Below are 22,582 nucleotides of genomic sequence, written 5' to 3'. Positions count from 1 at the left end.
GTGTTCGCGTGTATCTGTTTGTCGGTTCGAAAAACAGCCGAGATGGATCTCATCTCGGCTGAATTTGTCGGACTGAATCAAGGCTTGTGTTTGACAAGCTCTGATATAGCTTATAGTTGTGCCAGTCGGGCAATCATGTCTGCAGTCCGGTTTGAATAACCGTATTCGTTATCATACCAGCTCAAGACCTTGAGCATATTTCCACCAATAACAGTCGTCCAACTGGCATCAAAGATGGAGCTGTGGGTATTGCCCACGATATCACTGGAAACGATGGGATCAGTGTTGTACTCCAGAATGCCTTTCATCGGTCCATCTGCAGCTGCTTTCATGACTGCATTGACTTCTTCTACGGTCACATCTTTGCTCAGATTCACAACCAGGTCAGTAATACTGCCTACTGGTACTGGAACGCGGAGGCTGAGACCGGTTAATTTGCCATTCAGGTCTGGCAGGACGAGGCCCACTGCTTTTGCAGCACCTGTTGTTGTCGGAATGATATTCAAAGCAGCGGCTCGTGCCCGCAGTGGGTCTGAGTGCAGCTGGTCTGAAACACGCTGGTCGTTAGTGTAAGCGTGCACGGTGGTCATTAAACCGTGTTCAATGCCAAAGTTTTCATGAAGGACCTTGGCCATGGGAGCCAGGCAGTTTGTTGTACAGCTGGCGTTTGAAACACAGATGTGCTCAGAAGTCAGCTGGTCATCATTGACACCGAAAACAACAGTCATGTCTGGTGTATCTTTTGCAGGTGCAGAAATGACAACTTTACGAGCCCCTGCAGTCAGGTGGCTGTCATAACCTGGTTTTCCGTCTGCTTCACGGTTTGTGAAGAAACCGGTAGATTCCAAGGCTACTTCGACTCCCAGTTCTTTCCAGGGAAGCTCACGGGGATCACGTTCCGCGCAGACACGCACTTTTTTACCATTGACGATCAGATCAGTTCCATCAACCTCAACAGTTCCGGGGAATCGACCCTGAACACTGTCGTATTTTAACAACCATGCCAGTTTCTTGGGATCTCCGAGGTCGTTGATGGCAACGACTTCGAATTCTTCTGGACGAGCAGCGAGTGCTCTGAATGTAATACGCCCAATACGCCCAAAACCATTGATACCAACCTTTACCGCAGCCACAGGACTTACTCCTTCGTTTAATGAATTATTAGATGTGTATATTTGACGGCAGAGGTCCTGGAGAACGATTCCAATAAGCTCCTCTGTCCGCTGTCGGGTAACTTTCAGTCGGGGTGGATTGTAATAGTCTCTGGACAGCCACACAACCGAACGCAGACTCCGGTTTGATTTCTTAATAATTCAACAAACTTAAGTATTTCGCGTACCGTTAATCTGTTGTCCATACAATTGGAGTGATCACTCAATTAGAAGGTGTGCGCACTGTGCGTCTGTGATTATCGCAATCAAAATTTAATGGGGAATATCCCTCACTTCTGCTTCTATGGATAACAGGAGGTCAAGGGGCTTAAGCAGAAATGACGATAGTGCTTAAGGGGAGATCACGTACTATTAGGGGGATTATATGGACGAAGCTTGCATAAAAGCTTGTTGATAAGATCTTGCTGGTATTTGATTTAGCTCTCCACCCCTAAGTCTTATTTACACTTCAATTACGTTCCCTAATCACCAGGACGGGCTGATGGACGATATTCTGCAGGAGTTTTTGGCAGAAAGCTGGGAGAATTTAGGTCAATTAGACTCGGAAATTGTAGAGCTTGAGAAAGATCCCCAGAATGCTGAGCTGATTGCCAGTATCTTTCGCACGATCCACACTATAAAAGGAACCTGTGGTTTTCTAGGTCTCACCAATCTCGGAGCAGTCGCGCATTCCGCCGAAAATGTTCTGGGAAAGATGCGCGAGCGAATGCTCGAAGTCTCTCCGGGAGCCATCTCACTGGTTCTGGAAGCAATTGACCGGATTAAAGAGTTGTTGCAGGGACTGGAAGCAACCGGTGAGGAACCCAAAACAGACCATTCGTCTTTAACGCTCATGTTAGACGAACTGGCCAATCTGGCAACTGCTCCAGTACCGCCAACACCTCAGCAGACTCCCCCCGCTACTCCTGAATCAGAGAAGACCGAAGTAAACACTGTTGAAACTCAGGTAGATGAAGCACCTCTCGGCGATCAAGATCTGACTGAAATCGTTGAAACTCACCCTGAGGTACTGTCAGAATCTGTGGAACCATTGGCTCCCGCTGCAGCTGGAGCAGAAGAAGGAGCTGCCCGCACTTCCAAAGTGAGTGTGGCGGACCTGTCTATTCGCGTGAATGTAAATGTAGTTGACAGTCTGATGAATCTGGTTGGTGAGCTGGTACTGACACGCAATCAGCTATTGCAACTGGCGCGGGGGGATGAGGAATCCAAATACGCCGCCCCCATCACTCATTTGAATCGCGTGACGACTGATCTGCAGGAAGGCGTAATGAAGACACGTATGCAGCCGATCGGGAATGCCTGGAACAAGCTTCCTCGTCTGGTACGTGATTTAACTCAGGTGACCAGTAAACATATCGAACTGGTAATGACAGGTGCTGAGACGGAGCTGGACCGAACCGTACTGGATGCAATTAAAGATCCCCTGACTCACATGGTGAGAAACTCTGCCGATCACGGCATTGAGACTCCTGAAGTCCGTAAAGCAGCCGGTAAATCAGAATCGGGGACGATTCATTTAAATGCATACCATGAAGGCGGGCATGTGATCATCGAGATTCAAGATGATGGTGCCGGAATCAGCCGCGAGCGAGTTTTGAAGAAGGCGGTTTCCCAGGGACTGATCAAAGAGGTCGATGTACCTCATGTGACTGACAGTCATGTGTTTTCCATGATTTTTCAGGCAGGATTTTCAACAGCAGAACAGGTCAGTTCCATATCCGGACGTGGCGTTGGCATGGACGTTGTGCGTACTCAGATTGAAAAAATCGGGGGGACAGTAGATCTCGCTTCCCAAATGGGAAAAGGGACGACTGTCAGGATAAAAATCCCATTGACCCTGGCGATTATATCTGCACTGGTGCTGGAGAGCGGCTCACAGCCTTTCGCCATCCCACAGCTGGGTGTTGTGGAACTGGTTCGACTTTCTGCTGAAGACTGCAAGAAAATTGAAACGATTCACAATAAAAAGGTATTTCGCCTGCGAGATCGCCTGCTGCCTCTTGTGCATCTGAATGAAGTTCTGCAACTGGAAGAGAAAGCTCCAGAAGATCACGATCTGCAGGACACAAATATCGTGGTGGTTCAGGTGGGTGAAGATCAGTTCGGACTGATTGTTTCCCGAATCTTTGATACCGAAGAAATCGTGGTCAAGCCGGTGGGCCGTCTGTTGAAGAATATTGGACTCTACCAGGGAACAACAATTCTAGGTGATGGCCGTGTTGTAATGATTCTCGATGTGGGGGGGATATTCAACCAATGTGGTGGGAGTTCAGCTCATTCTCAATCGCTTACAGAAGAAACAACAACCAGTTCTGACCGGGATACCATCAGTATGTTGCTGTTCGGTGTGAAAGAGGAAGTGACAATGGCTGTTCCGTTGTCACTGGTCGCACGACTGGAAGAATTTCCTCTGGAAAGTATTGAATTGAACGGTGACCGCAAGGTTGTCCAATATCGCGACAATCTGTTGCCACTGCTCTCGGTTGAAGGTGCGGGTTACAGCGGTGGAGAAGCCGTTGATCCGCAACCCGTCATCGTCTTTTCCGAAAATAATCGTTCGATGGGTCTGATAGTCAATGAGATCAAAGACATTATTGATGAGCAGCTTGTGATCCGGATGCAGTCAGACAGGCCTGGTGTACTGGGGACTGCCATCATAGGTAAAAATGCGATCGATGTGATTGATACGCAATATTATGTGACCCGCTCAACCCCGAACTGGTTTGGCAAAGTTGAAGATAAAACATCGTTTCGAGTTTTAGTCGTTGATGATTCGATGTTCTTCAGGCAACTGGTGGCAACGGCGCTGGAAACGGAAGGGTACACAGTGGTGACCAGTGACAGTTGTGTTGCCGCTGTTGAAATCCTGGAGAAAGATTCCAGGTTCCATACCGTCATTACAGATCTGGAATTGCCTATGATGGATGGCTTTGAGTTCTGTGAATGGCTGAAAGCAAACGAGAATACTCAGGAGCTGAGTGTCATTGCACTGACGTCAGCAAACAGTTCTGCAGATCAGGCGAAAGCCAGGGAAGCTGGTTTTGATGAGTTTCTGGTGAAATTTAATTCGCATGAACTGATTTCCTGTCTGGATGAGTCTTTTGCACGGTTGAAATATAAAACGGGAGTTAATGCATGAGCACCGCAATTACTGATTCAGGAAGCGGGATGGAGTCACAGTTAGATTATTCGAGTCAGTATGTCTCGTTTCGCGTCGATGGCCAACTGCTGGGGATGCCTGTCAATATGGTTCAGGAAGTGTTGACAGAACAGATGATTTCACCGACTCCCTTAGCCCGTGCAGAGATCAAAGGCCTGTTGAATTTACGAGGTCAGATCGTAACAGCCGTGAGCTTGCGCAGGCGTCTGGGGTTGCCCGATCTGGAAGATGATCGATCAATGAATGTCGTTACCCGCGTAGGTGAAGAGTCCTTCAGTCTGCTGGTTGATGAGGTCGGCGATGTCATCAATGTGTCAGGCCGATCCATGGAGCCGGTACCACGAACCCTGGATCCACACTGGCGATCGGTGACTATCGGTGTGTTTCAGCTGGATGAAGGATTGTTTGTTATTTTGGATGTAGAAACGATTTTAAATTTTGAATGATGTTTTATTTTTTTTCTGCTGACTGATTAAGGGCCCTGCCTGTGGATCTCAATGTCACTGCATTGCGAGAATCGTTCGAACTGGTTGCACCACGTGCAGACCAGCTGGCCGAACGGTTTTATGAAAAGCTGTTCGAAGATTATCCCGATCTGCTGCGCTATTTCACGCATACCGATTTTTCAGAACAGCGTGGGAAGCTGATTCAGGCACTGGTCCTGGTTATCAAGTCGCTCGAGAACCCCCCTGCCCTGACCAAAGTATTACATCAACTGGGGAAAGAACATGGCGAAATGGGCATCCAGGAGGATGACTACCCGCCGGTAACGGATACTTTGCTCAGTGTGCTGGAAGAGTATGCGGGTGATCAATGGAGTGAAGAGCTGGAAGAGGCCTGGCGTCAGGCTCTCAAAGCAGTTTCGACAACGATGATTGAAGGTGCCAAAGACTCAAGCCGCGCAAAGCAGCTTCAATCAACGGCAGTATCAGGCTCCGTGGGAGCCAGCTTTGAAGAAGTGGATTCCCTGGTGGAAGACCAATCGATTTCAGAGAAAGACAACCAAACTAATTCAGAACCACCTTTACGATCTGAGTCACAGATCAACCATCCGAAGGAGAAGAGTAATATGTCGATTGATTCAGTACAGAATACGGGACAGAGCGCGGCTACTGAACAGTCGCAGGATACAGATCAGTTTTATGGTATTGTGGAACACAGCCCTCAAGCCATTCTGTTTCTGAACACGGAAGGAACAGTAACCTATGTGAATCGTAAAGGTCAGGAGACCCTTCAGGAACTGAGCACTGATCTGGGCGTCAGCCCACAGAAGCTCGTAGGTGGTTCGATCAGCCAGTTGTTTTTGAAACTACCGGAACTGCAGTCCGCTCTGTCGGGATTAACCGGAGAGTCGTCTATCACGGCTCCTCTTGGAAATCGATCCCTTAAAATCAGTATAAATCAGCTTGCTTCTGCTGGAACCATCCTGACCTGGGAAGATGTAACTGAGCAGGTGAAGCTGGAAGAAGCTAATTGTGATTATTCGGGACAGTTGGGAGCCATCAGTGATGCCCAGGCAGTCATCGAATTTAATTTGGATGGTACGATCATTACTGCCAATCACAATTTCTGTGCAACAGTTGGCTATACGCTGGAAGAAATTCAGGGTCAGCATCACAGAATGTTTGTCGAACCTGAGTACCAGCTCAGTAATGAATACAAAGAATTCTGGGAAAAACTGAATGCAGGTATAAACCAGGTTGCTGAATACAAGCGGATCGGCAAGGGAGGCAAGGAAGTCTGGATTTCTGCTTCCTATAATCCCATTCGAAATAAAGCTGGCAAGCTGTTTAAAGTAGTCAAATATGCATCAGACATTACAGCGAAAAAACTAGCGGAAAATGATATGGTTCGCGTACAGAACATGATGGACAATATTCCAATCAATGTTCTGCTCGCGAACAAAGACTTCGAGATGGTCTACATGAATCCTGCTTCTTACAAGCAGTTGAAAGAGATCGAACACCTGCTTCCCAAACCGGTAGATCAGTTGATTGGTCAGAGTATCGACATTTTTCATAAGAATCCGGAAATGCAGCGACGGATGCTGGCAGATCCTTCAAATCTGCCGCACCGTGCCAAGATTAAAGTTGGTGATGAAACCCTGGACCTGCTGGCAACAGCAATTATGGACAAAGAAGGCAATTATATTGGTCCGATGGTTTCCTGGTCTGTGGTAACAGAGCAGGTTAAAATGGCAAATGATTTCGAGACCGAAATTCAGGGCATTGTCGGTGTTGTGACTTCATCCGCTACCGAAATGCAGGCCAGTTCCAAGAGTCTGTCAGATATGTCGGATGAAACGGCACGACAGTCTCAAGTGGTCGCCGCTGCCAGTGAAGAAGCAACTCGAAACGTTGAGACTGTTTCTTCTGCTGCAGAAGAATTGAGTGCCTCAATCAGCGAAATCTCACGCCACGTTCAGGAGCAGTCTCACATGACGTCTCAGGCTGTGGGAGAAGCAGATCGTACCAATGATACAATTAAACAGCTGGGTGTTGCCAGCACTGAAATTGGTCAGGTCGTGAAAGTGATTACCTCCATTGCTCAGCAGACGAACCTGCTGGCTTTGAATGCAACCATCGAAGCAGCCCGTGCCGGTGAAGCCGGTAAAGGATTTGCTGTGGTCGCTAATGAAGTGAAAGAACTGGCACGCCAGACTGCCCGTGCTACAGAAGAGATCAGTGAAAAGATTGGTGCCATCCAGGGATCAACAAATATCGCTGTTTCTGCAATCGGATCGATTGGTGAGAGCATCCGTAAGATTGATGAAATATCAACGACCATTGCCAGTGCTGTTGAAGAGCAGACTGCTGCCACCAATGAGATTTCCCGTAATGTGGCTGAAGCTGCTCGTGGAACAGCCGAGGTGACCAATAACATCTCTGGTGTTTCTCAAGCAGCGAGTGACAGTGGTACTGCTGCCAATGACATGCTGGCTGCTGCTCAAGGATTGACACAGGAATCAGTGAAACTGGATGAGGCTGCTGCAGCGTTCCTGAAACGGATGCGAGCCGTCTAATCCGCAGAGCCTGACTTTTCAGGGGCTCAAATAATCAAATCGTTATTACCGCCAGGGTAGACAAGTGTTTTAAAACATCGGTTTAGCCTGGCGGTTTTTTTATGGATACACAATCAATTGAGGTATATCGCTCAAAGTAACGGAAAATTCAGGATTTTGTGCTTTGTTCGCTTCACATCATTAAACGTGTCCTAGACTTCCTTCAGACAGTTTAATTTCACGTCAGGGGCAGAGTGAGTTCTGTGCTCATGTTCAGTTCACTCTGAGTCTGGCGTCAATTTAATAATACAGAGTTATTTTTTAACATACTGGGAGACCGGTGAAATGAAGACAATATTACTAGTAGACGATTCCCGCGCAGTCAGACTGGTGGGGCGACGTATCATGGGGACATTCGGATTGAACGTTCTGGAAGCAGAGGATGGAAAACAGGCGCTGGAAGTCGCGCGTGCGAATCCAGAACTGGATGCAGTGCTGCTTGACTGGAACATGCCCATCATGGATGGGATGGAATTTCTGAAGGCTTTACGAGCTGATGCACGTGAGAAGCAGCCCATTGTGGTGATGTGCACAACAGAAAACGATATGCCTCAAATCGTGCAGGCCATGCAGGCCGGTGCGAATGAGTATATTATGAAGCCGTTCACCGAAGACATTGTTCGGGACAAACTGGAAGAGACAGGTGTTCTGTGAGCCATTCGACTATCAAAGTACTGCTGGTCGATGACTCAGCTGTGATACGGGGCTTGATGACACAGGCGATTAATCTGGATGCGGAAGTGAAAGTAGTGGGCTCTGCGATGCATGGTCAGTCTGCTCTCACCTGGCTGAAGACGAATCGGGCTGATGTTGTGGTTCTGGATGTTGAGATGCCTGTCATGGACGGGATCGCATGTCTGAAACAGTTGAAACAGAATTATCCGGATCTTCCGGTAATCATGGCCAGTTCTCTGACCCGTGCAGGGGCAGAGGTCACACTCCAGGCACTTGATCTGGGGGCAGCAGGGTGCATACCAAAGCCCGTTGCCACCAATGCGGCAGCAGCGATCGCGCAGGTTGCCCGAGATCTGTTGCCTCTCATTAAAGCGCTGGTGAATAAACATAGCACAGCCCCGTCGGAGCACTCTCGTTTTCAGACGTCAGCCGTTCGACGACCGACCAAAACACCGATGGTGATGGTGGTTGGTTCGAGTACTGGTGGGCCGAATGCACTCAAAACCATGTTGACCGCATTACCAGAGAAGTTTTCGTTACCAATTCTGATTGCTCAGCACATGCCACCTGTATTTACGAGGACCCTGGCTGAGCATATCGAACGGGAAACAAAACGTCCTACTTCTGAAGCCACAGACGGGGCGTTGATTGAACGAGGCCATATTTATATTGCTCCTGGTGATTTTCATATGGTGATTGATAAACAGGATGACCGGATGGTAATCCGTCTAAATCAGGATGCCCAGGAACATTTTTGTCGTCCTTCAGTCAATCCATTATACGCTTCTGCCGCCAAATGGTATGGCAGCTCAGTACTGGCAGTCATGCTGACCGGTATGGGGGATGATGGTATCGAAGGAGCGGAATCAATCAGTGAGCGTAAAGGTTATATTATCGCACAAGACGAGCAGAGTAGCGTTGTCTGGGGAATGCCTGGCGCGATTGCCAAGGCAGGACTGGCCAGCCAGGTCTTACCTCTCAGAAATATTGCTCCTGAACTGGCCCGACTCTGTTCTTTATAGAAAGTGGTGATCTCGTGTCTCCAGAAGATTATAATTACATAACCAAATTTTTATTGGAAACCACAGGTCTTTCTCTCGGTGAGAATAAAGAGTATCTGCTGGAAGCCCGCCTGATTCCTCTGGCACAAACTCATGGTATGAATGGGATTCAAGATCTCGTTTTGAGTTTAAAATCAAAAAAAGATCCGAGTCTGGAAAAGGAAATCATGGAAGCAATGACGACAAATGAATCGTCTTTCTTCCGTGACCGTCGCCCGTTCGATGAACTCAAGGCCAACATATTACCAGAACTCATTGCTGAGCGTAAAATGACGCGTAAGCTGCGAATCTGGTGTTCTGCCTGCTCTCATGGTCAGGAACCATACAGCATCATGATGCTGTTGCGTGAGAATTATCCGGAACTGAATGACTGGAATATTCAAATCATTTCGACGGATTTGTGTAAGAAAGCTCTTGAACGAGCCCATGAAGGAGTCTACTCCCAATTTGAAGTCCAGCGTGGTCTGCCCGTACAGTTGCTGATGAAATATTTTGATCAATGCGAGCAGGGCTGGAAAATCAAACCTGAACTGGGGGCCGGAATTCAATGGAAGCATTTGAATCTCCTGGAAGATTTCAGGCATTTAGGAATATTTGATATCGTGTTCTGCCGTAATGTCCTGATTTATTTTAAACCGGAATTGAAAAAAAACATTCTAAACCGCGTGAGCAGCCAGTTGAATTCCAGCGGCACTCTCTTATTGGGGGCTGCTGAAACAGTACTGGGGATCTCAGATAAATATACCAAGCAGACTGGGTGTCAATCTGCTATTTACAAATTAGCCGGTAATTCTCTGGCAAATCCGATCGCTCGGTAGCAGGCTCACCTGTTGGGACCGCCTGTGTCCGAAATAATAGATTCGATTTTCAGAACCCGTTAGATCAATTCCAGGTTGGATTGCTTTTTCGGGTTTTGTCTTTTCAGAGCGCAAAATTGCGAAAAAAAATGAGAGAAATCAATATTGCATGGGGATTTTGGCTTCTTAAACCAGAGGTCAAAAACTGTCTTTCCTCAATTCTGAATATCTGTTATGACTTATCGCACGGTAGACAGTTGCTCTGCACCAATAATTTCAACCAGATTCTTTTCATCGATTTCGCACAGGGAAGTGCAAAGTGAATCGACTTGCATTATTTGAAGACCGTTCTGCGCTACAGTTTACCCCCATTGCATTGATGCGGCCGGTATTTGAACTGCTGTGTGGGCAGTTTACCGCGCGAGAACGGATGTTGAAATCACTGCCCGTCGAGGAATGGGGTGTTCTGATTCGCCCTGCTCTGACGGAAGTCTATGCAGAGGAATTTCCTCAGGCGCGAATCAATGATGCCATCTGGCTCAGCGAAGCACCCACACTGTTAATCAATGGACGCTGGTTACCTGCCCTTCATGAAATTTCTCGCCTGGCGGATGTCACCGCAGAGACCGTCGGGATGATCGGTGAGTCCGTTGCTTACCTGCTGCTGGAACCGGAGGAAGCGACGCTGTTGACAACTGATGCCTGGGATGATGCGATTCAGAAAATTGCGTCGACCAGAAAGCCGGTTGCAGTCGAAGGAACGGAACTGCATTATCCCTGGGATCTGGTCAATCAGAACCGGCAACAGCTTTTGGACGACTTCGCATTAGATACTTCAACACGTCCCTCAACAGACGAAGCCCGAAATCTGACTATTGTAGGGCCATCGGAGTTGATCCGCGTTGATGATAGCGCTGAGATTGATCCTTTTGTGGTACTCGACACCCGACAGGGACCGATTGTAATTGAACGGGATGCCCGGATTCAGGCTTTCACACGCATCGAAGGTCCCGCCTATATCGGTCCGGGGACGCAGTTGTTCCGCGCGAATGTGAAAGCGGGTACGACTGCTGGCCCTCACTGCAGACTGGGTGGCGAAATTGAGGAATCGATCCTGCATGGCTATGCCAACAAATATCACGATGGGTTTCTGGGGCACTCCTATATCTGTCCCTGGGTCAATCTCGGGGCACAGACCAGCAACAGCGATTTGAAAAACGATTATTCTCATGTCAAAGTGCCTCTGGCGGGAATTCCTATTGATACGCATTCCGTAAAGATCGGGTGTTTTATCGGGGACCATACGAAGACTGCCCTCAACAGCCTGTTTAATACTGGTTCGTCTGTGGGGGTGATGTCGATGGTCCTCCCGGTAGGTGAATTATTACCGAAACATATCCCCTCATTTTCACGTTTCTGGCTGGGGCGAATTGACGGTCAGCTCGACATTGCTGATCTGTTTGAGCTGGCTGATACGTCCATGCGTCGCCGAGCTCTTTCATTGACTGCTGCCCAGCGTCTGCTGCTGGTCTCAATTCTGGAAGAAACCGTCGACGAACGTGACACAGCGATTCGCTGGTGGGACCAGAAACGAGGTACCTCTCCTGCTGCCGGTACTCAGTCGTCACTCGGGAGTTGTTGAGACCCTGCTGGAAATTCGAATTGAGATACCGGAACAGGCGAACTCACTGCTGACTTGTGTTGTCATTTTGATGTAAAGAGCGCTACCGGCAGGTTCTGTTGAAACTTAAGGGAATTCCTGCCTCGGCAGGCGATTTCGTAAGAATTATCATGTTGATGTAAGATTGTCGCAAATTGACGACAGTTATTTTCCCGTCAGAATTGTGATTGTGGAATTTACCATCCCAGCTGGTTCGTAAGATTCAATCATGTCAGGCATTTACGCGAGTTTGTCTGGCCAGACGTTTTTTTCGGTCAGTTTGGTACAGTCCTTGCGATTCTCTTACTCATCAGGCTTTTCCAGGGGTGAAGAGCTCCAGTTTCTTGAGCCGTCGGGCTTGAGACTGTGAATTCGAGTTTTTAAGACAAAGTGTTGCAATGATAAATCAGGAGAACAGGGTCATGTCAGAACAGGTCATGGAAGAGTTGTGGAATGGGTTGTCACCTGCAGCAGATCGTACTGATCTGGCGAATGCAGTGATTGATCGTCTGCTTGAGTTGAATGTTGATCTACAGGAAGTCTCACTGTCAGAGATGAAAACGTTGCTGACGCGTGCTTATAGCCACCAGGCGCGTGTGGATACACAGAAACGCAGCCGACGGATCACTGATTGCGTGGTTGCATCTTAACATTTCCCGTTCCCTGAATTATTCTCAGTAATTCAGGGAGCGGAATTGAAATTGTACTTGAACCACCAAACATCGTGGTGGTAGAACAGTGCTGCATCCTGCTGATGTCTGAATCAGGTTTGCAAAAAACAGGTGGAGATCTGTTGTTGGTCTCCCTGTTAACTGTAATCGTTCTCAGAGGAAATAGCACCGTGAATGATGAGAGCCAGCCGAGTGCATCAGGCCAGGATGATGCAGCACACGATCAGTCTGAGGTCGCCCAACACATTCTGGAATCGCTCCGTCAAGGCAATAAAATTCAAGCCATCAAAGATTACCGCGAATCAACCGGTGAGGGCTTGAAAGAATCAAAAGAGGCCATTGAGGCACTGATCGAGAAGTATGACATTCAGATGAAATCGGGTTGTGCTTCCATGCTGCTGTTAGCTGGATCCCTTATGCTGTTGCTGATATTCGTCTGGATTCAGTAAATTTCCAGATGGTTTGCTTTTTGTTCAGTAGTGGATGCTCCTGACTTCTTCAAAATGACATCAAGCCTCATAATTCAGTCCTTCTGAGCTTCAGGCTTAGAGTCATATGAGTTCCCTTCTGGTGGACTTGAATGCCATTCCGGCTGCCATTGCTCAAGGAACAGGTAGCGATTTTCTGATTGAGCCACTGAGCGCGCCCGGATCGTGGGAAACTGAAAAATACTGAAAAAGTGTGAATCCACTGGCAAACCCACGGATTTCTCTGCAAAACAGCTTCTCAAATTCAGTTCTGACAAAAGTTTCGTGTTGAAATCATCTTTTCTTCACATTTACCTCATACTTTGTCATCATAGTATGCATTGAATTCGGTTTATGAGATCTAAAGTTATAGAGAGACTGCCGATTTCAATAACCACAGCGACCCGCCCGACCTGACCCTCCGCGAAAGGTGAATACATGAGAAGGTGTTTATCATCACTGGCTGTTCTTGGAATCCTGTTAACAACGACGGTGATTTGGGCCTGTTCGGTTCCAGTATTTCGATATGCATTAGAACGCTGGCCCGCCGACAAGTACACCGCGGTCGTATTCCACCGTGGTGGTTTAACGCCGCAACAGCAGACGCTGATTTCCCACTTTGATCAGGAAGGGGCGATCGTTCATAAGTCGGCCAATGTTGAACTGAAGTTGGTCGATTTGGACGCCGACCCGGCTCCGGCAGACTTAGAACTCTGGAAGGCGCAAAAATCAGAAACACTGCCTCTGCTGGTGGTGCGGACTCCCCTGCCCGCCCCCGTTCCCGCCGGTTTCTGGTCGGGGGAACTAACCGAGGAAAATATTACACGACTGATTGATTCGCCCCTTCGTCAAAATATCGCAAAACAGCTGGTGAATGGTCAAACTGCAGTCTGGGTCTTTCTGGAAAGTGGTGAGGCCGAAAAAGACAAGGCTGCTCGTGAACTGCTGGTCAAAGAACTTAAGCGGATGGAGAAAACCCTGAAACTGCCCGAGATCGAACAGGCTGATATTGAACAGGGGCTGGTCAGTGTTTCACCTGACAGTTTAAAGTTGAAATTCAGTATTGTGACCTGCTCACGCGATGATTCTGCAGAACAGTATCTGACACAGATGCTGTTGGCGACGGAGAGTGATCTGAAAGACTTTGATTCAGAACCGATGGCGTTACCCGTATTTGGACGGGGAAGGGTTCTGTATGCTTTGATTGGAAAAGGGATCAATCCGGGTACGATTGAGCAGGCCTGTCGCGATCTGACCGGCCCGTGCACCTGTCAAGTGAAAGATCAGAATCCGGGAACCGATCTGTTAATGTCTGTTCCGTGGGAAAAACTGGTGACGCCTACAGCACAGGATGAAAAGGAATTACCCCCGCTGACGGGACTGACCAGTTTTTCTAATAGCGATGCAGGAAAAAATGATCCTGGTTCCATGGCACAGTTATTAAACAAGCAGGCAGGCTCCGAGAGTTCGAATACAGAGAAACCCACTGTGAAAGTTGAGAGCCAGAGTGATCCCGTAGCAGAGACTGTTTCCACAGAACCGAGTGAGGGAACCTTATTACAAACAGAGGAGCCAGGACCTGTTCCCGTACATTATAAGATCGAATTATTCCTGCTTGCTGGCTCTGTTGTGCTTGTCATCATTCTGGCAGGAAGCTACATGCTGTTGGCCCGAAAACAATAACTAATAACTTGAATTTAATATCAGAGTGCCGTTAGTGGCTTGTTCAGAAGGACGTAAAATCAATGTCGTTATTTCACTTGATCATTCAGGAAATGCAGCATCGCAAGATGAACTTTCTGCTGGGACTGTTATCGGTTGTGGTGGCAGTGGCCTGTCTGGTGGCGGCGTTGACCTTATTGCAGGCTGATGAAATCCAGACAGAACTGATTCTGGAGAAAAAATCAGAGGAAGTGAAACTGGCGGGCGCAAAACTAGAAGACGCAATGCGCAAAATTACCAAAGGCCTGGGCTTCAATATTTTGATTTTACCGGCGGATGAAGATCTGAGCGAATTTCACCTGACGGGAATTGTCACGAAAACCATGCCTGAAGAAAATGTAACAAAACTGGCTAATTCAGATATCGTGACGGTCAATCACCTGCTACCCATGGTAGCTAAAAAAGTCACCTGGCCGGAAAAAGAATGCGAAGTCATTCTGACCGGGACACGGGGAGAAGTTCCCCAAATGGAACGTGCCCTGAAAAAACCACTTCAGCAGCAGGTACCGGAGGGCGCGATGGTGCTCGGATATCAGATTCAGAAAAAACTGGGATTAAAAGCGGGAGATGAGGTCGAACTGATGGGAAAACCATTCAAGGTAACCCTGACCTATCCCGAGCGTGGAACTGCAGATGACAGCACGGTCTGGATCAATTTGAAACAGGCTCAGGAACTGTTGGGTATGCAGAATCTGGTGAATGCGATCCTGGCGCTCGAATGTAATTGTGCAACCGAAGACCGCGTGGCTGAGATCCGCAATGATGTTGGCAAAATTCTTCCCGGCACGCAGATTATCGAACGTGGTCCGCCTGCGTTGGCACGGGCAGAAGCCCGCAATAAAGCACATGCGACCGCTGTCGCTTCACTGGAGCAGGAGAAAGCCAATCGGATTCAACTGATCGAGCGACACGCCGATTTTGCGGCCGTGCTGGTTCCCCTGGTGGTACTGGGGTGTGGTGCCTGGATTGGTTTTTTGTCGCTTGAGAATGTACGACGCCGTGCTACGGAGATCGGGATTCTGCGGGCGATTGGACTGCGCTCCTCCCAGGTTTTTGGGATCTTTATCATCAAAGCAGTGCTGATTGGATTGATCGGTGCCCTGCTCGGTTATTTTCTGGGATATGGAATCGGTGTGACCTGGGGCAAGTTACCTGAATCGATTCATCCCCAGGAAGTGCTTTTTTCAGGTCGCTGGTTACTGTTAAGCCTGGTGTTTGCTCCGCTTCTGGCCAGCTTAGCCAGTTGGGTTCCCGCTTTGATGGCAGCACGACAGGATCCTGCCACGATACTTCAGGAAGGATGATTGACCGGATATGTTACTGGAACTGAAAACGCTTACTAAATCATTTAAATCAGGTTCCCGCCGTGTTCAGGCTGTAGATGGGGTCAGTCTGTCAATAGAGGCCGGCGAGTTCGTGGCGATCCAGGGGCCCAGTGGTTGTGGGAAATCGACACTGCTGTTAATGGTCGGGGGACTGTTGAGTCCGGATGCCGGTCAGGTTTTGATCGAAAATACTGATCCTTATGCATTGTCGAATGATCAGCGAGCCCGCTTCCGCTCCACACATCTGGGATTCGTATTTCAGCAGTTCCACCTGGTGCCTTACCTGAATGTGCTGGATAATGTACTCGCTCCTGCCTTAGCAACCCGCTTGCCTGAGGCACGTCAGCGAGCCGAAGAACTGATCCAGAAGTTTGGTCTGCAGGAGCGTCTGCATCACACACCAGCTGAGCTTAGTACCGGCGAAAAACAACGCGTCGCGCTGGCACGTGCCTTATTTCATCAACCAAAAGTTCTGCTGGCAGATGAGCCCACCGGTAATCTGGATGCGGAAAACTCGGAAATTGTATTAAATGTTCTGAATGAGTTTGCGCAAAACGGCGGTTGTGTTTTAATGGTCTCGCATGATGATCAGGCAGTGCAATCGGCACAGCGTGTACTGGGTATCAATGCGGGACGCCTGCTGCCCCAGAGCGAAAAAGAAGCATTAATTAACTCTTAAATTGATTTAAAAAACCTCAAAGTCAGGTGGGAATAATGAGATATCTCCGTAGTCAGAATGGGAAGCAGTCAACACCGACTCCCTGCCGGACAGGAAACATAAATAGTGGGTTGGCAATCGGAGGAGGTTCACTTCTGTTTCTGATCCTGATGGTGGCATTGCTGGTTTACTCTCCCCCAAAAGATAAAGAGAAAAATCAAACAACGGCTAATGAAGATGATGCTCTGGTAATGTTCTGTGCTGCGGGGATCAAACCACCGGTGGCCGCCGCCGCTGCACAATTTGCTGAAGAAGAATTTGGTGTGCCCGTGCATCTGCAGTATGGTGGTTCGGGAACCCTGCTCAGTAACCTGCAGGTGGCGAAGAAAGGTGATCTCTATCTTGCAGCCGACACCAGCTATATCGAAATTGCCCGTAAGAAAGGGCTGATTAACGAGGCGGTATCCGTTGCCCGTATGCATCCGGTCATCATGGTCAAAAAAGGGAATCCGAAAAAAATTCAATCGATCGATGATTTGTTGAAAGCAGATGTGACCTTTGCACTGGCCAATCCCGATGCGGCTTCGGTTGGAAAGCTGACAAAAAAGAAATTGACTGAAGCCGGTAAGTGGGATGCGGTTTCCAGGTCGGCACATGTCTTTAAACCAACAGTATCCGAAATTGCGACTGATGTCCTGCTGGGGGCCGTCGATGCCGCGGTTGTCTGGGATGCCACCGTAAACCAGCATCCTGAAAAAGCGACTATGGTTGATGTACCAGAATTTTCAGGAACAATTAAAAATGTAACCGTTAGCGTTCTGAATTCCTCTGAGAAACCTCAGAAATCGCTCCTGTTTGCCCGTTATCTACAGGCACCTGAAAAGGGGCAGAAACAGTTTGCCGAGATGGGCTATGAAACAGTGGAAGGTGACGCATGGGATCCCCATCCGACGATCTTGCTCTTCAGTGGCGGAGTGAATCGACTGGCGATTCAGGATACATTAAAAGAGTTCGAACAACGCGAGGGAGTGACGGTCAATACAGTGTATAACGGGTGTGGGATTCTGGTGGGACAGATCAACAGTGGTCAGCGACCCGATGCCTACTTTGCCTGTGATACTTCTTATATGGTGCAGGTCCAGCCCAAGTTTACCTTGCCTCTCACAGTCGCTGAGACCGATATGGTCATCATTGTAGAAAAAGGAAACCCCAAACAGATCAAAACAGTCTTTGATCTCGCCGGAAAAGATATCAAGGTTGGGCTGGCGCATCATGAACAGAGCGCCCTGGGGGCTTTGACCAAAAGATTATTGGGACCGCTGGTGCAAAACGATCAAAGTCTGTATGACGCTGTGCAGCCGAACGTCAAAACCAACACCCCCACTGCGGATCTGCTCGTCAATCAGTTGAGGACCGGTTCACTGGATGCAGCCATTGTGTATCGTGCCAATATTTCGAAAGTGACGGACAAGCTGGACGTGGTTGAAATCAAAGAGGGACGACCTCTGGCGGAACAGCCCATTGCGATCCTGAAATCGACGAAGTACCCGCATCTGATGCAGCGTCTGGTTGCTAAACTCACAGCGGCTCCTTCGCGGGCAATCTTCGAATCCAGCGGCTTTCGCTGGCGCATTGCTTCGGGGTCGCTATGACAGAGCCGATTACTAACGAACAGAAAATCCGGGAATTTAAGCCACGCTCTGATGTGGCATTCTACACCATATTTATTTCCATCAGTGCATTTTATGTGTTCCTGATCGTGGCGATGCTGACCGCCGAGACTACTTATACCACGCCAGACCACATCTGGAATGCATTTGCCAAACCGGAAATTCGCTATGCCATCTGGCTGAGTCTGATCTCCTGCGCAATTACGACGGTGCTGTCGCTCTGGGTTTCCGTGCCGATTGGCTATCTGATGTCGCGTCACGAATTTCCGGGTAAAACGCTGATTGACGCAATCCTGGACATTCCAATCGTCCTGCCTCCTCTGGTGATCGGACTATGCCTGCTGATCCTGTTTCAGGTTAAAGTGCCACAGGTCGAGTGGCTCAATGAACTGGTTGCAGAAGAATCGAGAGTTAAAGAAGTTGTTGTCACTGAGCCAAATCAGATAAAAGATCGGCAGCCTGTTATAGATGAACAACCATTCGTAGCGAAGAAGCCGGATTATGAGGAGCAGCCGATAGACAACAGGCAGTCGGTTGATGATTTGATTCGCAAAGTGACAAAAGTAATTTTCGGAAAATCAATCGGAGTGACCTACGAAATACCCAGCGTGATTCTGGCTCAGTTCATGGTGGCCTGTGCCTTCGCGGTGCGGACGATGCGGGTCACCTTTGATCAGATTGGCCCGCGATATGAACAGGTGGCGTTAACGCTGGGCTGCAGTCGGGGACAGGCCTTCTGGCTTGTGGTCTTTCCTCAGGCTTATCGCGGACTGCTGGCAGCGGGCACACTCGCCTGGGCACGCTCGCTGGGTGAGTTCGGTCCGATTCTGGTCTTTTCCGGGGCAACCCGTATGAAAACGGAAGTGCTTCCGACAACAGTGTTCCTGGAACTGACGGTCGGTAATATCGAAGGTGCAGTTGCCGCCTCACTGATTATGGTTGTGGCTGCCTTGATTGTACTGGTCATTGCCCGTATGTTCGGTCTGACCCGCGGCGCAGCAATTTAAACGTGATTTGATTGAGATCTGCCACTACAAAGATCTCAAATACCTGATTTGATTGATTATGATTTCCGTAAAAAACCTTTGTGTCCAGGTTGGCGAATTCCGGTTGAAAGACGTCAGCTTTGAAGTACCCGGGGGGCACTATGCCGTCTTGATGGGTAAGACCGGCAGCGGGAAAACCACCATTCTGGAAACCATCTGTGGCCTGAAGAAAGTCCAGTCGGGTACCGTTTCTCTGAACGGAAACCAGATGACGCATGCCAGCCCGGCTGAGCGTGAAATTGGATATGTACCCCAGGATGGAGTGCTGTTTCATACAATGACGGTGCGAGATAATCTCTCGTTTGCTTTAGAACTGCGAAAATGGAGTCAGCGGGAAATCAATATTCGTGTCGAAGAACTGGCAGAACTGCTGGGAATCAGTAATCTGTTGAATCGAACTCCCTTTGGTTTGAGTGGGGGGGAAACGCAACGGGTTGCTCTGGGGCGTGCTCTGGCTGCGAAACCTTCCATTCTCTGCCTGGATGAACCTTTGAGTGCGTTAGACGAAAACACGCGCGGCGATATGTGCACTCTGTTGAGTGAAGTGCAGCGCATGACCGGCGTGACGACCTTGCATATCACGCACAATGCTTCCGAATCAGAGCGGCTGGGGGATATTAAATTAGCGATTGTTGATGGAGTGGTATGCAGCCTGCCATCAAAGACAGCAGAGTTCGCGGAAGACACTACTACCAGTAGTCAGGAACCCGAATCGAAGGCCGGTCCTTCAGCAAGATTGAAAGCGCAATAGAATGAAGATTAAGGTAGAATATACGGCCCAGGTTAAAAAGGCGGCCGGTACAGGTGCTGAAGAATATGACGTTTCACCGGGAAGCACTTTGCAGGATCTGGTGAAGCAAGTTGCGGAATCACACTCGACGGCTCTGAAGCCTCTACTGTTTCCGGATTCAGAGGCACTGCACCCATCCATCCTGTTGTTTGTTTCGAACGAACAGGTATTATGGGAAGAACCACTGACGCTGGAACCTCACCAGGTCGTGACGATTCTCTCCCCGATTTCCGGGGGATGAGGAACCCACCTTAACATTGTAAAATAGAAATCCCGCCTCAAGCTACAGGAGTCATGATGTCCGGTTTCGCTCCCCTGTCGGATGAAGAACGAGCAGTTTATGAGTGGCAGATCTGGGTGCCCGAATTTGGAGAAGCCGGTCAGGAGAAGCTCAAAAACGCGTCTGTTTTGATCTCGCGATGTGGTGGTCTGGGAAGTGTGGTGGCATACGAACTGGCAGCGGCAGGCGTTGGAAAACTGGTGATTGCCCACGCAGGGAATGTCAAACCGAGTGACCTGAATCGTCAGCTTTTAATGACCCATGACTGGCTGGGTAAACCTCGTGTCGAATCAGCAGAGCGGCGATTAAAGGAACTCAATCCCCGGCTGGAAATTGTGGCAATCCCGAACAACCTCAGTGAAGAGAATGCGGAATCGATTGTGAATCAGGTCGACCTGATTGTCGACTGTGCCCCGCTCTTCCCGGAACGCTATGCGATGAACCGGCAGTCAGTCTTGCAGAATAAGCCGCTCGTGGAATGTGCCATGTATGACCTCGAAGCACAACTGACCACGTTTATCCCCGGCCAGACAGGCTGTCTGGCCTGTCTCTACCCCCACGATCCTCCTGCCTGGAAACGCGAGTTCCCGGTGTTTGGTGCTGTCTCCGGTACGGTTGGCTGTATGGCGGCAATGGAAGCGATCAAGTTGCTCAGTGGTCTGGGTGATACGCTGGCCAATCAACTGCTGATGTTTGATTTGCGGGATATGACATTTCAAAGAAACCGGATTCTGCGTCGAAAAGATTGCGCAGTCTGTGGAGCCTGATCAATGATTTCATTTTATTTAAGCCGCTGAGGTGCCTCTATGAACTTTTACTTCCGTCAAATATTGATTCTGACTTTACTGATTACCTGGATGACGTCTGCCGCAGTAATACGAGCCTCGGCAGCAGAAACAGCTCGCAAAACCGAATGGCGCGGTGCCGCTGCCTCTGTCGTGATCACGCCCGATAAACCCATGTGGATGTCCGGCTACGCAGCCCGCACAAAACCCTCTGAGGGAAAAGTGCATGATCTGTACGCCAAGCTGTTGATTCTGGAAGATACGCGAGGGCAAAAAGTCGTGATCATTACGACTGACCTGATCGGGATTACGCCTGCATTGCGCGATCCGATTGCCGCGCGTCTGGAATCGGAGTTTAAAATACCCTCAGCTGCCTTATTGATGAACGCATCGCATACGCATTGCGGACCCGAATTACGGGAAGACAAAGCGACCCGCCGGGGACTGGGAGGAGATCGAGGTGCAGAAGCCCGCCAGTATACGAATTTGCTGGTCGAGAAACTCCTCAAGGCAATCGAAGAAACACTGCCTCGTCTGGCGCCGGTTGAGCTGAAGTATGCTTCCGCACGGGCTGGCTTCTCAATGAATCGCCGCCTGCCGACTTCTGGGGGAGTGGTAAACAGTCCCTATCCGGAAGGTCCCGTAGATCAACGGGTGCCGGTATTAATTGTAGAACGCCCAGACAGTTCCCTGCTGGCGGTGCTCTTTGGTTATGCCTGTCATAATACAACGCTCAGTTTTTATCAGTTTTGTGGTGACTATGCCGGGTATGCCCAGGAATATCTGGAAGCCGCACATCCGGGTACGGTGGCTCTTTTTATGATGGGCTGCGGAGGAGATCAGAATCCCTATCCGCGGCGATCTCTGGATCTGGCGAAACAGCACGGTCGCGCCCTTTCCAACGCCGTCGAAGTGGCTCTGTCTGTCAAACAGCCTCGTGAAATTCATGGTCCCCTGGGAATCGCAATGGAAGAGGTCGAACTGGAATTTGCGACTCCCCCTGCCCGTGAAGAACTGCTCAAACGCAAGGAAACAGGCAATAAATATGAACAAAGCCACGCGGTCCGTCTGCTGGATCAGCTCGAAGAACGCGGGGGTATTCAGACCAGCTATGCATTTCCTCTGCAGGTAATTCAGTTTGGGAATGATCTGACATTAGCAGCCATTTGTGGTGAAACGGTTGTGGATTATTCTCTCAGGCTGCAGCAGGAACTGAAATCAGGTACTGAGAATTCCAGCAAACAGGAGCCTGTCATCTGGGTTGCCGGCTACTCAAACCATGTATTCGGCTATCTCCCCAGTTCGCGCGTCCTGCAAGAAGGAGGCTACGAAGGCAACAGGGCCATGATATATACCTCGTACCCTGGTCCATTTGCCGAATCGGTCGAACAGCGGGTGGTTTCCAAAATTCAAGAACTGACAAATCAGGCCAGAAAATCGACTCAACAGAAGTAGTCATGAATCCGGTCGCTGTTTTGTTTTACTTTTGCCTGAAGTACCTGGATTTTCAATTTTCCGGTTCGCTTTTCCATACGTCTGAATTAGAATACATGAAACTTTGTTAAAGATATGATTGTCTTTA

The 22,582-nt window shown here is 49.0% G+C and carries 19 protein-coding genes; 18 read left to right on the top strand and 1 reads right to left on the bottom strand.

Going from position 1 to position 22,582, the window contains the following annotated elements; all coding sequences use genetic code 11:
- Window positions 1-110 precede the first annotated feature (110 nt).
- A complete protein-coding gene (gene gap / locus Pan161_RS04575) occupies window positions 111-1,133 on the bottom strand; it encodes a type I glyceraldehyde-3-phosphate dehydrogenase (protein WP_145224453.1) in 1,023 nt (340 codons plus the stop codon).
- Window positions 1,134-1,653: 520 nt separating this feature from the next.
- On the opposite strand from gap, the gene Pan161_RS04570 reads away from it, so the two are divergent.
- The 18 genes from Pan161_RS04570 (at window position 1,654) to Pan161_RS04485 (ending at window position 22,455) form a co-directional block, all read left to right on the top strand.
- A complete protein-coding gene (locus tag Pan161_RS04570) occupies window positions 1,654-4,311 on the top strand; it encodes a hybrid sensor histidine kinase/response regulator (RefSeq protein ID WP_145224451.1) in 2,658 nt (885 codons plus the stop codon).
- The gene (locus tag Pan161_RS04565; protein WP_145224449.1) at window positions 4,308-4,778 is read left to right on the top strand and encodes a chemotaxis protein CheW; all 471 of its coding nucleotides are present in this window, start codon (window positions 4,308-4,310) and stop codon (window positions 4,776-4,778) included. Before Pan161_RS04570 ends, Pan161_RS04565 begins: the two co-directional genes overlap by 4 nt.
- A 41-nt stretch (window positions 4,779-4,819) precedes the next feature.
- Window positions 4,820-7,354, top strand: coding sequence for a methyl-accepting chemotaxis protein (locus tag Pan161_RS04560; protein ID WP_145224447.1), 2,535 nt, complete (start codon window positions 4,820-4,822; stop codon window positions 7,352-7,354).
- 324 nt (window positions 7,355-7,678) lie between these two features.
- On the top strand, window positions 7,679-8,047 hold the full coding sequence (locus tag Pan161_RS04555) for a response regulator (protein ID WP_145224445.1): 369 nt from the start codon (window positions 7,679-7,681) through the stop codon (window positions 8,045-8,047).
- Entirely contained in the window at window positions 8,044-9,090 is a 1,047-nt protein-coding gene (locus Pan161_RS04550) for a protein-glutamate methylesterase/protein-glutamine glutaminase (protein WP_145224443.1), read from the top strand. Before Pan161_RS04555 ends, Pan161_RS04550 begins: the two co-directional genes overlap by 4 nt.
- A 14-nt stretch (window positions 9,091-9,104) precedes the next feature.
- The gene (locus Pan161_RS04545; RefSeq protein WP_232103622.1) at window positions 9,105-9,947 is read left to right on the top strand and encodes a CheR family methyltransferase; all 843 of its coding nucleotides are present in this window, start codon (window positions 9,105-9,107) and stop codon (window positions 9,945-9,947) included.
- 298 nt (window positions 9,948-10,245) lie between these two features.
- Window positions 10,246-11,568: a putative sugar nucleotidyl transferase gene (locus Pan161_RS04540; RefSeq protein ID WP_145224439.1), complete on the top strand. Its 1,323-nt coding sequence runs from the start codon at window positions 10,246-10,248 to the stop codon at window positions 11,566-11,568.
- Between the two features lie 440 nt (window positions 11,569-12,008).
- Entirely contained in the window at window positions 12,009-12,236 is a 228-nt protein-coding gene (locus Pan161_RS04535; RefSeq protein WP_145224437.1) for a hypothetical protein, read from the top strand.
- Window positions 12,237-12,427: 191 nt separating this feature from the next.
- On the top strand, window positions 12,428-12,706 hold the full coding sequence (locus Pan161_RS04530; protein ID WP_197995690.1) for a ribosomal protein L7/L12: 279 nt from the start codon (window positions 12,428-12,430) through the stop codon (window positions 12,704-12,706).
- A 456-nt stretch (window positions 12,707-13,162) separates the two neighbouring features.
- Window positions 13,163-14,407, top strand: a complete 1,245-nt coding sequence (locus Pan161_RS04525) for a hypothetical protein (RefSeq protein WP_145224434.1) — start codon at window positions 13,163-13,165, stop codon at window positions 14,405-14,407.
- A gap of 62 nt (window positions 14,408-14,469) precedes the next feature.
- Complete coding sequence (locus Pan161_RS04520; protein WP_145224432.1) at window positions 14,470-15,750, top strand: ABC transporter permease; 1,281 nt, start codon at window positions 14,470-14,472, stop codon at window positions 15,748-15,750.
- Between the two features lie 10 nt (window positions 15,751-15,760).
- A complete protein-coding gene (locus tag Pan161_RS04515; protein WP_145224429.1) occupies window positions 15,761-16,450 on the top strand; it encodes an ABC transporter ATP-binding protein in 690 nt (229 codons plus the stop codon).
- Between the two features lie 35 nt (window positions 16,451-16,485).
- A complete protein-coding gene (modA, locus tag Pan161_RS04510; protein ID WP_145224427.1) occupies window positions 16,486-18,081 on the top strand; it encodes a molybdate ABC transporter substrate-binding protein in 1,596 nt (531 codons plus the stop codon).
- Entirely contained in the window at window positions 18,078-19,106 is a 1,029-nt protein-coding gene (locus Pan161_RS04505; protein ID WP_145224426.1) for an ABC transporter permease, read from the top strand. The genes modA and Pan161_RS04505 overlap by 4 nt, the downstream gene beginning before the upstream one ends.
- A 58-nt stretch (window positions 19,107-19,164) precedes the next feature.
- The gene (locus Pan161_RS04500) at window positions 19,165-19,896 is read left to right on the top strand and encodes an ATP-binding cassette domain-containing protein (protein WP_145224424.1); all 732 of its coding nucleotides are present in this window, start codon (window positions 19,165-19,167) and stop codon (window positions 19,894-19,896) included.
- Window position 19,897: 1 nt separating this feature from the next.
- Complete coding sequence (locus Pan161_RS04495) at window positions 19,898-20,176, top strand: MoaD/ThiS family protein (protein ID WP_145224422.1); 279 nt, start codon at window positions 19,898-19,900, stop codon at window positions 20,174-20,176.
- 53 nt (window positions 20,177-20,229) lie between these two features.
- Complete coding sequence (locus Pan161_RS04490; RefSeq protein ID WP_232103621.1) at window positions 20,230-20,982, top strand: HesA/MoeB/ThiF family protein; 753 nt, start codon at window positions 20,230-20,232, stop codon at window positions 20,980-20,982.
- Between the two features lie 39 nt (window positions 20,983-21,021).
- Window positions 21,022-22,455, top strand: a complete 1,434-nt coding sequence (locus Pan161_RS04485; RefSeq protein ID WP_145224420.1) for a neutral/alkaline non-lysosomal ceramidase N-terminal domain-containing protein — start codon at window positions 21,022-21,024, stop codon at window positions 22,453-22,455.
- Window positions 22,456-22,582: the final 127 nt, after the last annotated feature.

The organism is Gimesia algae (genome assembly GCF_007746795.1).
Classification (GTDB): Bacteria; Planctomycetota; Planctomycetia; order Planctomycetales; family Planctomycetaceae; genus Gimesia; species Gimesia algae.
The sequence above is the reverse complement of the archived record's forward strand: the minus strand, read 5'-3'. Positions and strand labels throughout refer to the sequence as shown.

Excerpts from the sequence above, each read along its gene's own strand:
- Pan161_RS04570 (WP_145224451.1), top strand. The coding sequence starts at position 1,654 with ATGGACGATATTCTGCAGGAGTTTTTGGCAGAAAGCTGGGAGAATTTA.
- Pan161_RS04495 (WP_145224422.1), top strand. The coding sequence starts at position 19,898 with ATGAAGATTAAGGTAGAATATACGGCCCAGGTTAAAAAGGCGGCCGGT.
- Pan161_RS04520 (WP_145224432.1), top strand. The coding sequence starts at position 14,470 with ATGTCGTTATTTCACTTGATCATTCAGGAAATGCAGCATCGCAAGATG.
- modA (WP_145224427.1), top strand. The coding sequence starts at position 16,486 with ATGAGATATCTCCGTAGTCAGAATGGGAAGCAGTCAACACCGACTCCC.
- Pan161_RS04565 (WP_145224449.1), top strand. The coding sequence starts at position 4,308 with ATGAGCACCGCAATTACTGATTCAGGAAGCGGGATGGAGTCACAGTTA.
- Pan161_RS04525 (WP_145224434.1), top strand. The coding sequence starts at position 13,163 with ATGAGAAGGTGTTTATCATCACTGGCTGTTCTTGGAATCCTGTTAACA.
- Pan161_RS04535 (WP_145224437.1), top strand. The coding sequence starts at position 12,009 with ATGTCAGAACAGGTCATGGAAGAGTTGTGGAATGGGTTGTCACCTGCA.
- Pan161_RS04505 (WP_145224426.1), top strand. The coding sequence starts at position 18,078 with ATGACAGAGCCGATTACTAACGAACAGAAAATCCGGGAATTTAAGCCA.
- Pan161_RS04515 (WP_145224429.1), top strand. The coding sequence starts at position 15,761 with ATGTTACTGGAACTGAAAACGCTTACTAAATCATTTAAATCAGGTTCC.
- Pan161_RS04555 (WP_145224445.1), top strand. The coding sequence starts at position 7,679 with ATGAAGACAATATTACTAGTAGACGATTCCCGCGCAGTCAGACTGGTG.
- Pan161_RS04500 (WP_145224424.1), top strand. The coding sequence starts at position 19,165 with ATGATTTCCGTAAAAAACCTTTGTGTCCAGGTTGGCGAATTCCGGTTG.
- Pan161_RS04485 (WP_145224420.1), top strand. The coding sequence starts at position 21,022 with ATGAACTTTTACTTCCGTCAAATATTGATTCTGACTTTACTGATTACC.
- Pan161_RS04490 (WP_232103621.1), top strand. The coding sequence starts at position 20,230 with ATGATGTCCGGTTTCGCTCCCCTGTCGGATGAAGAACGAGCAGTTTAT.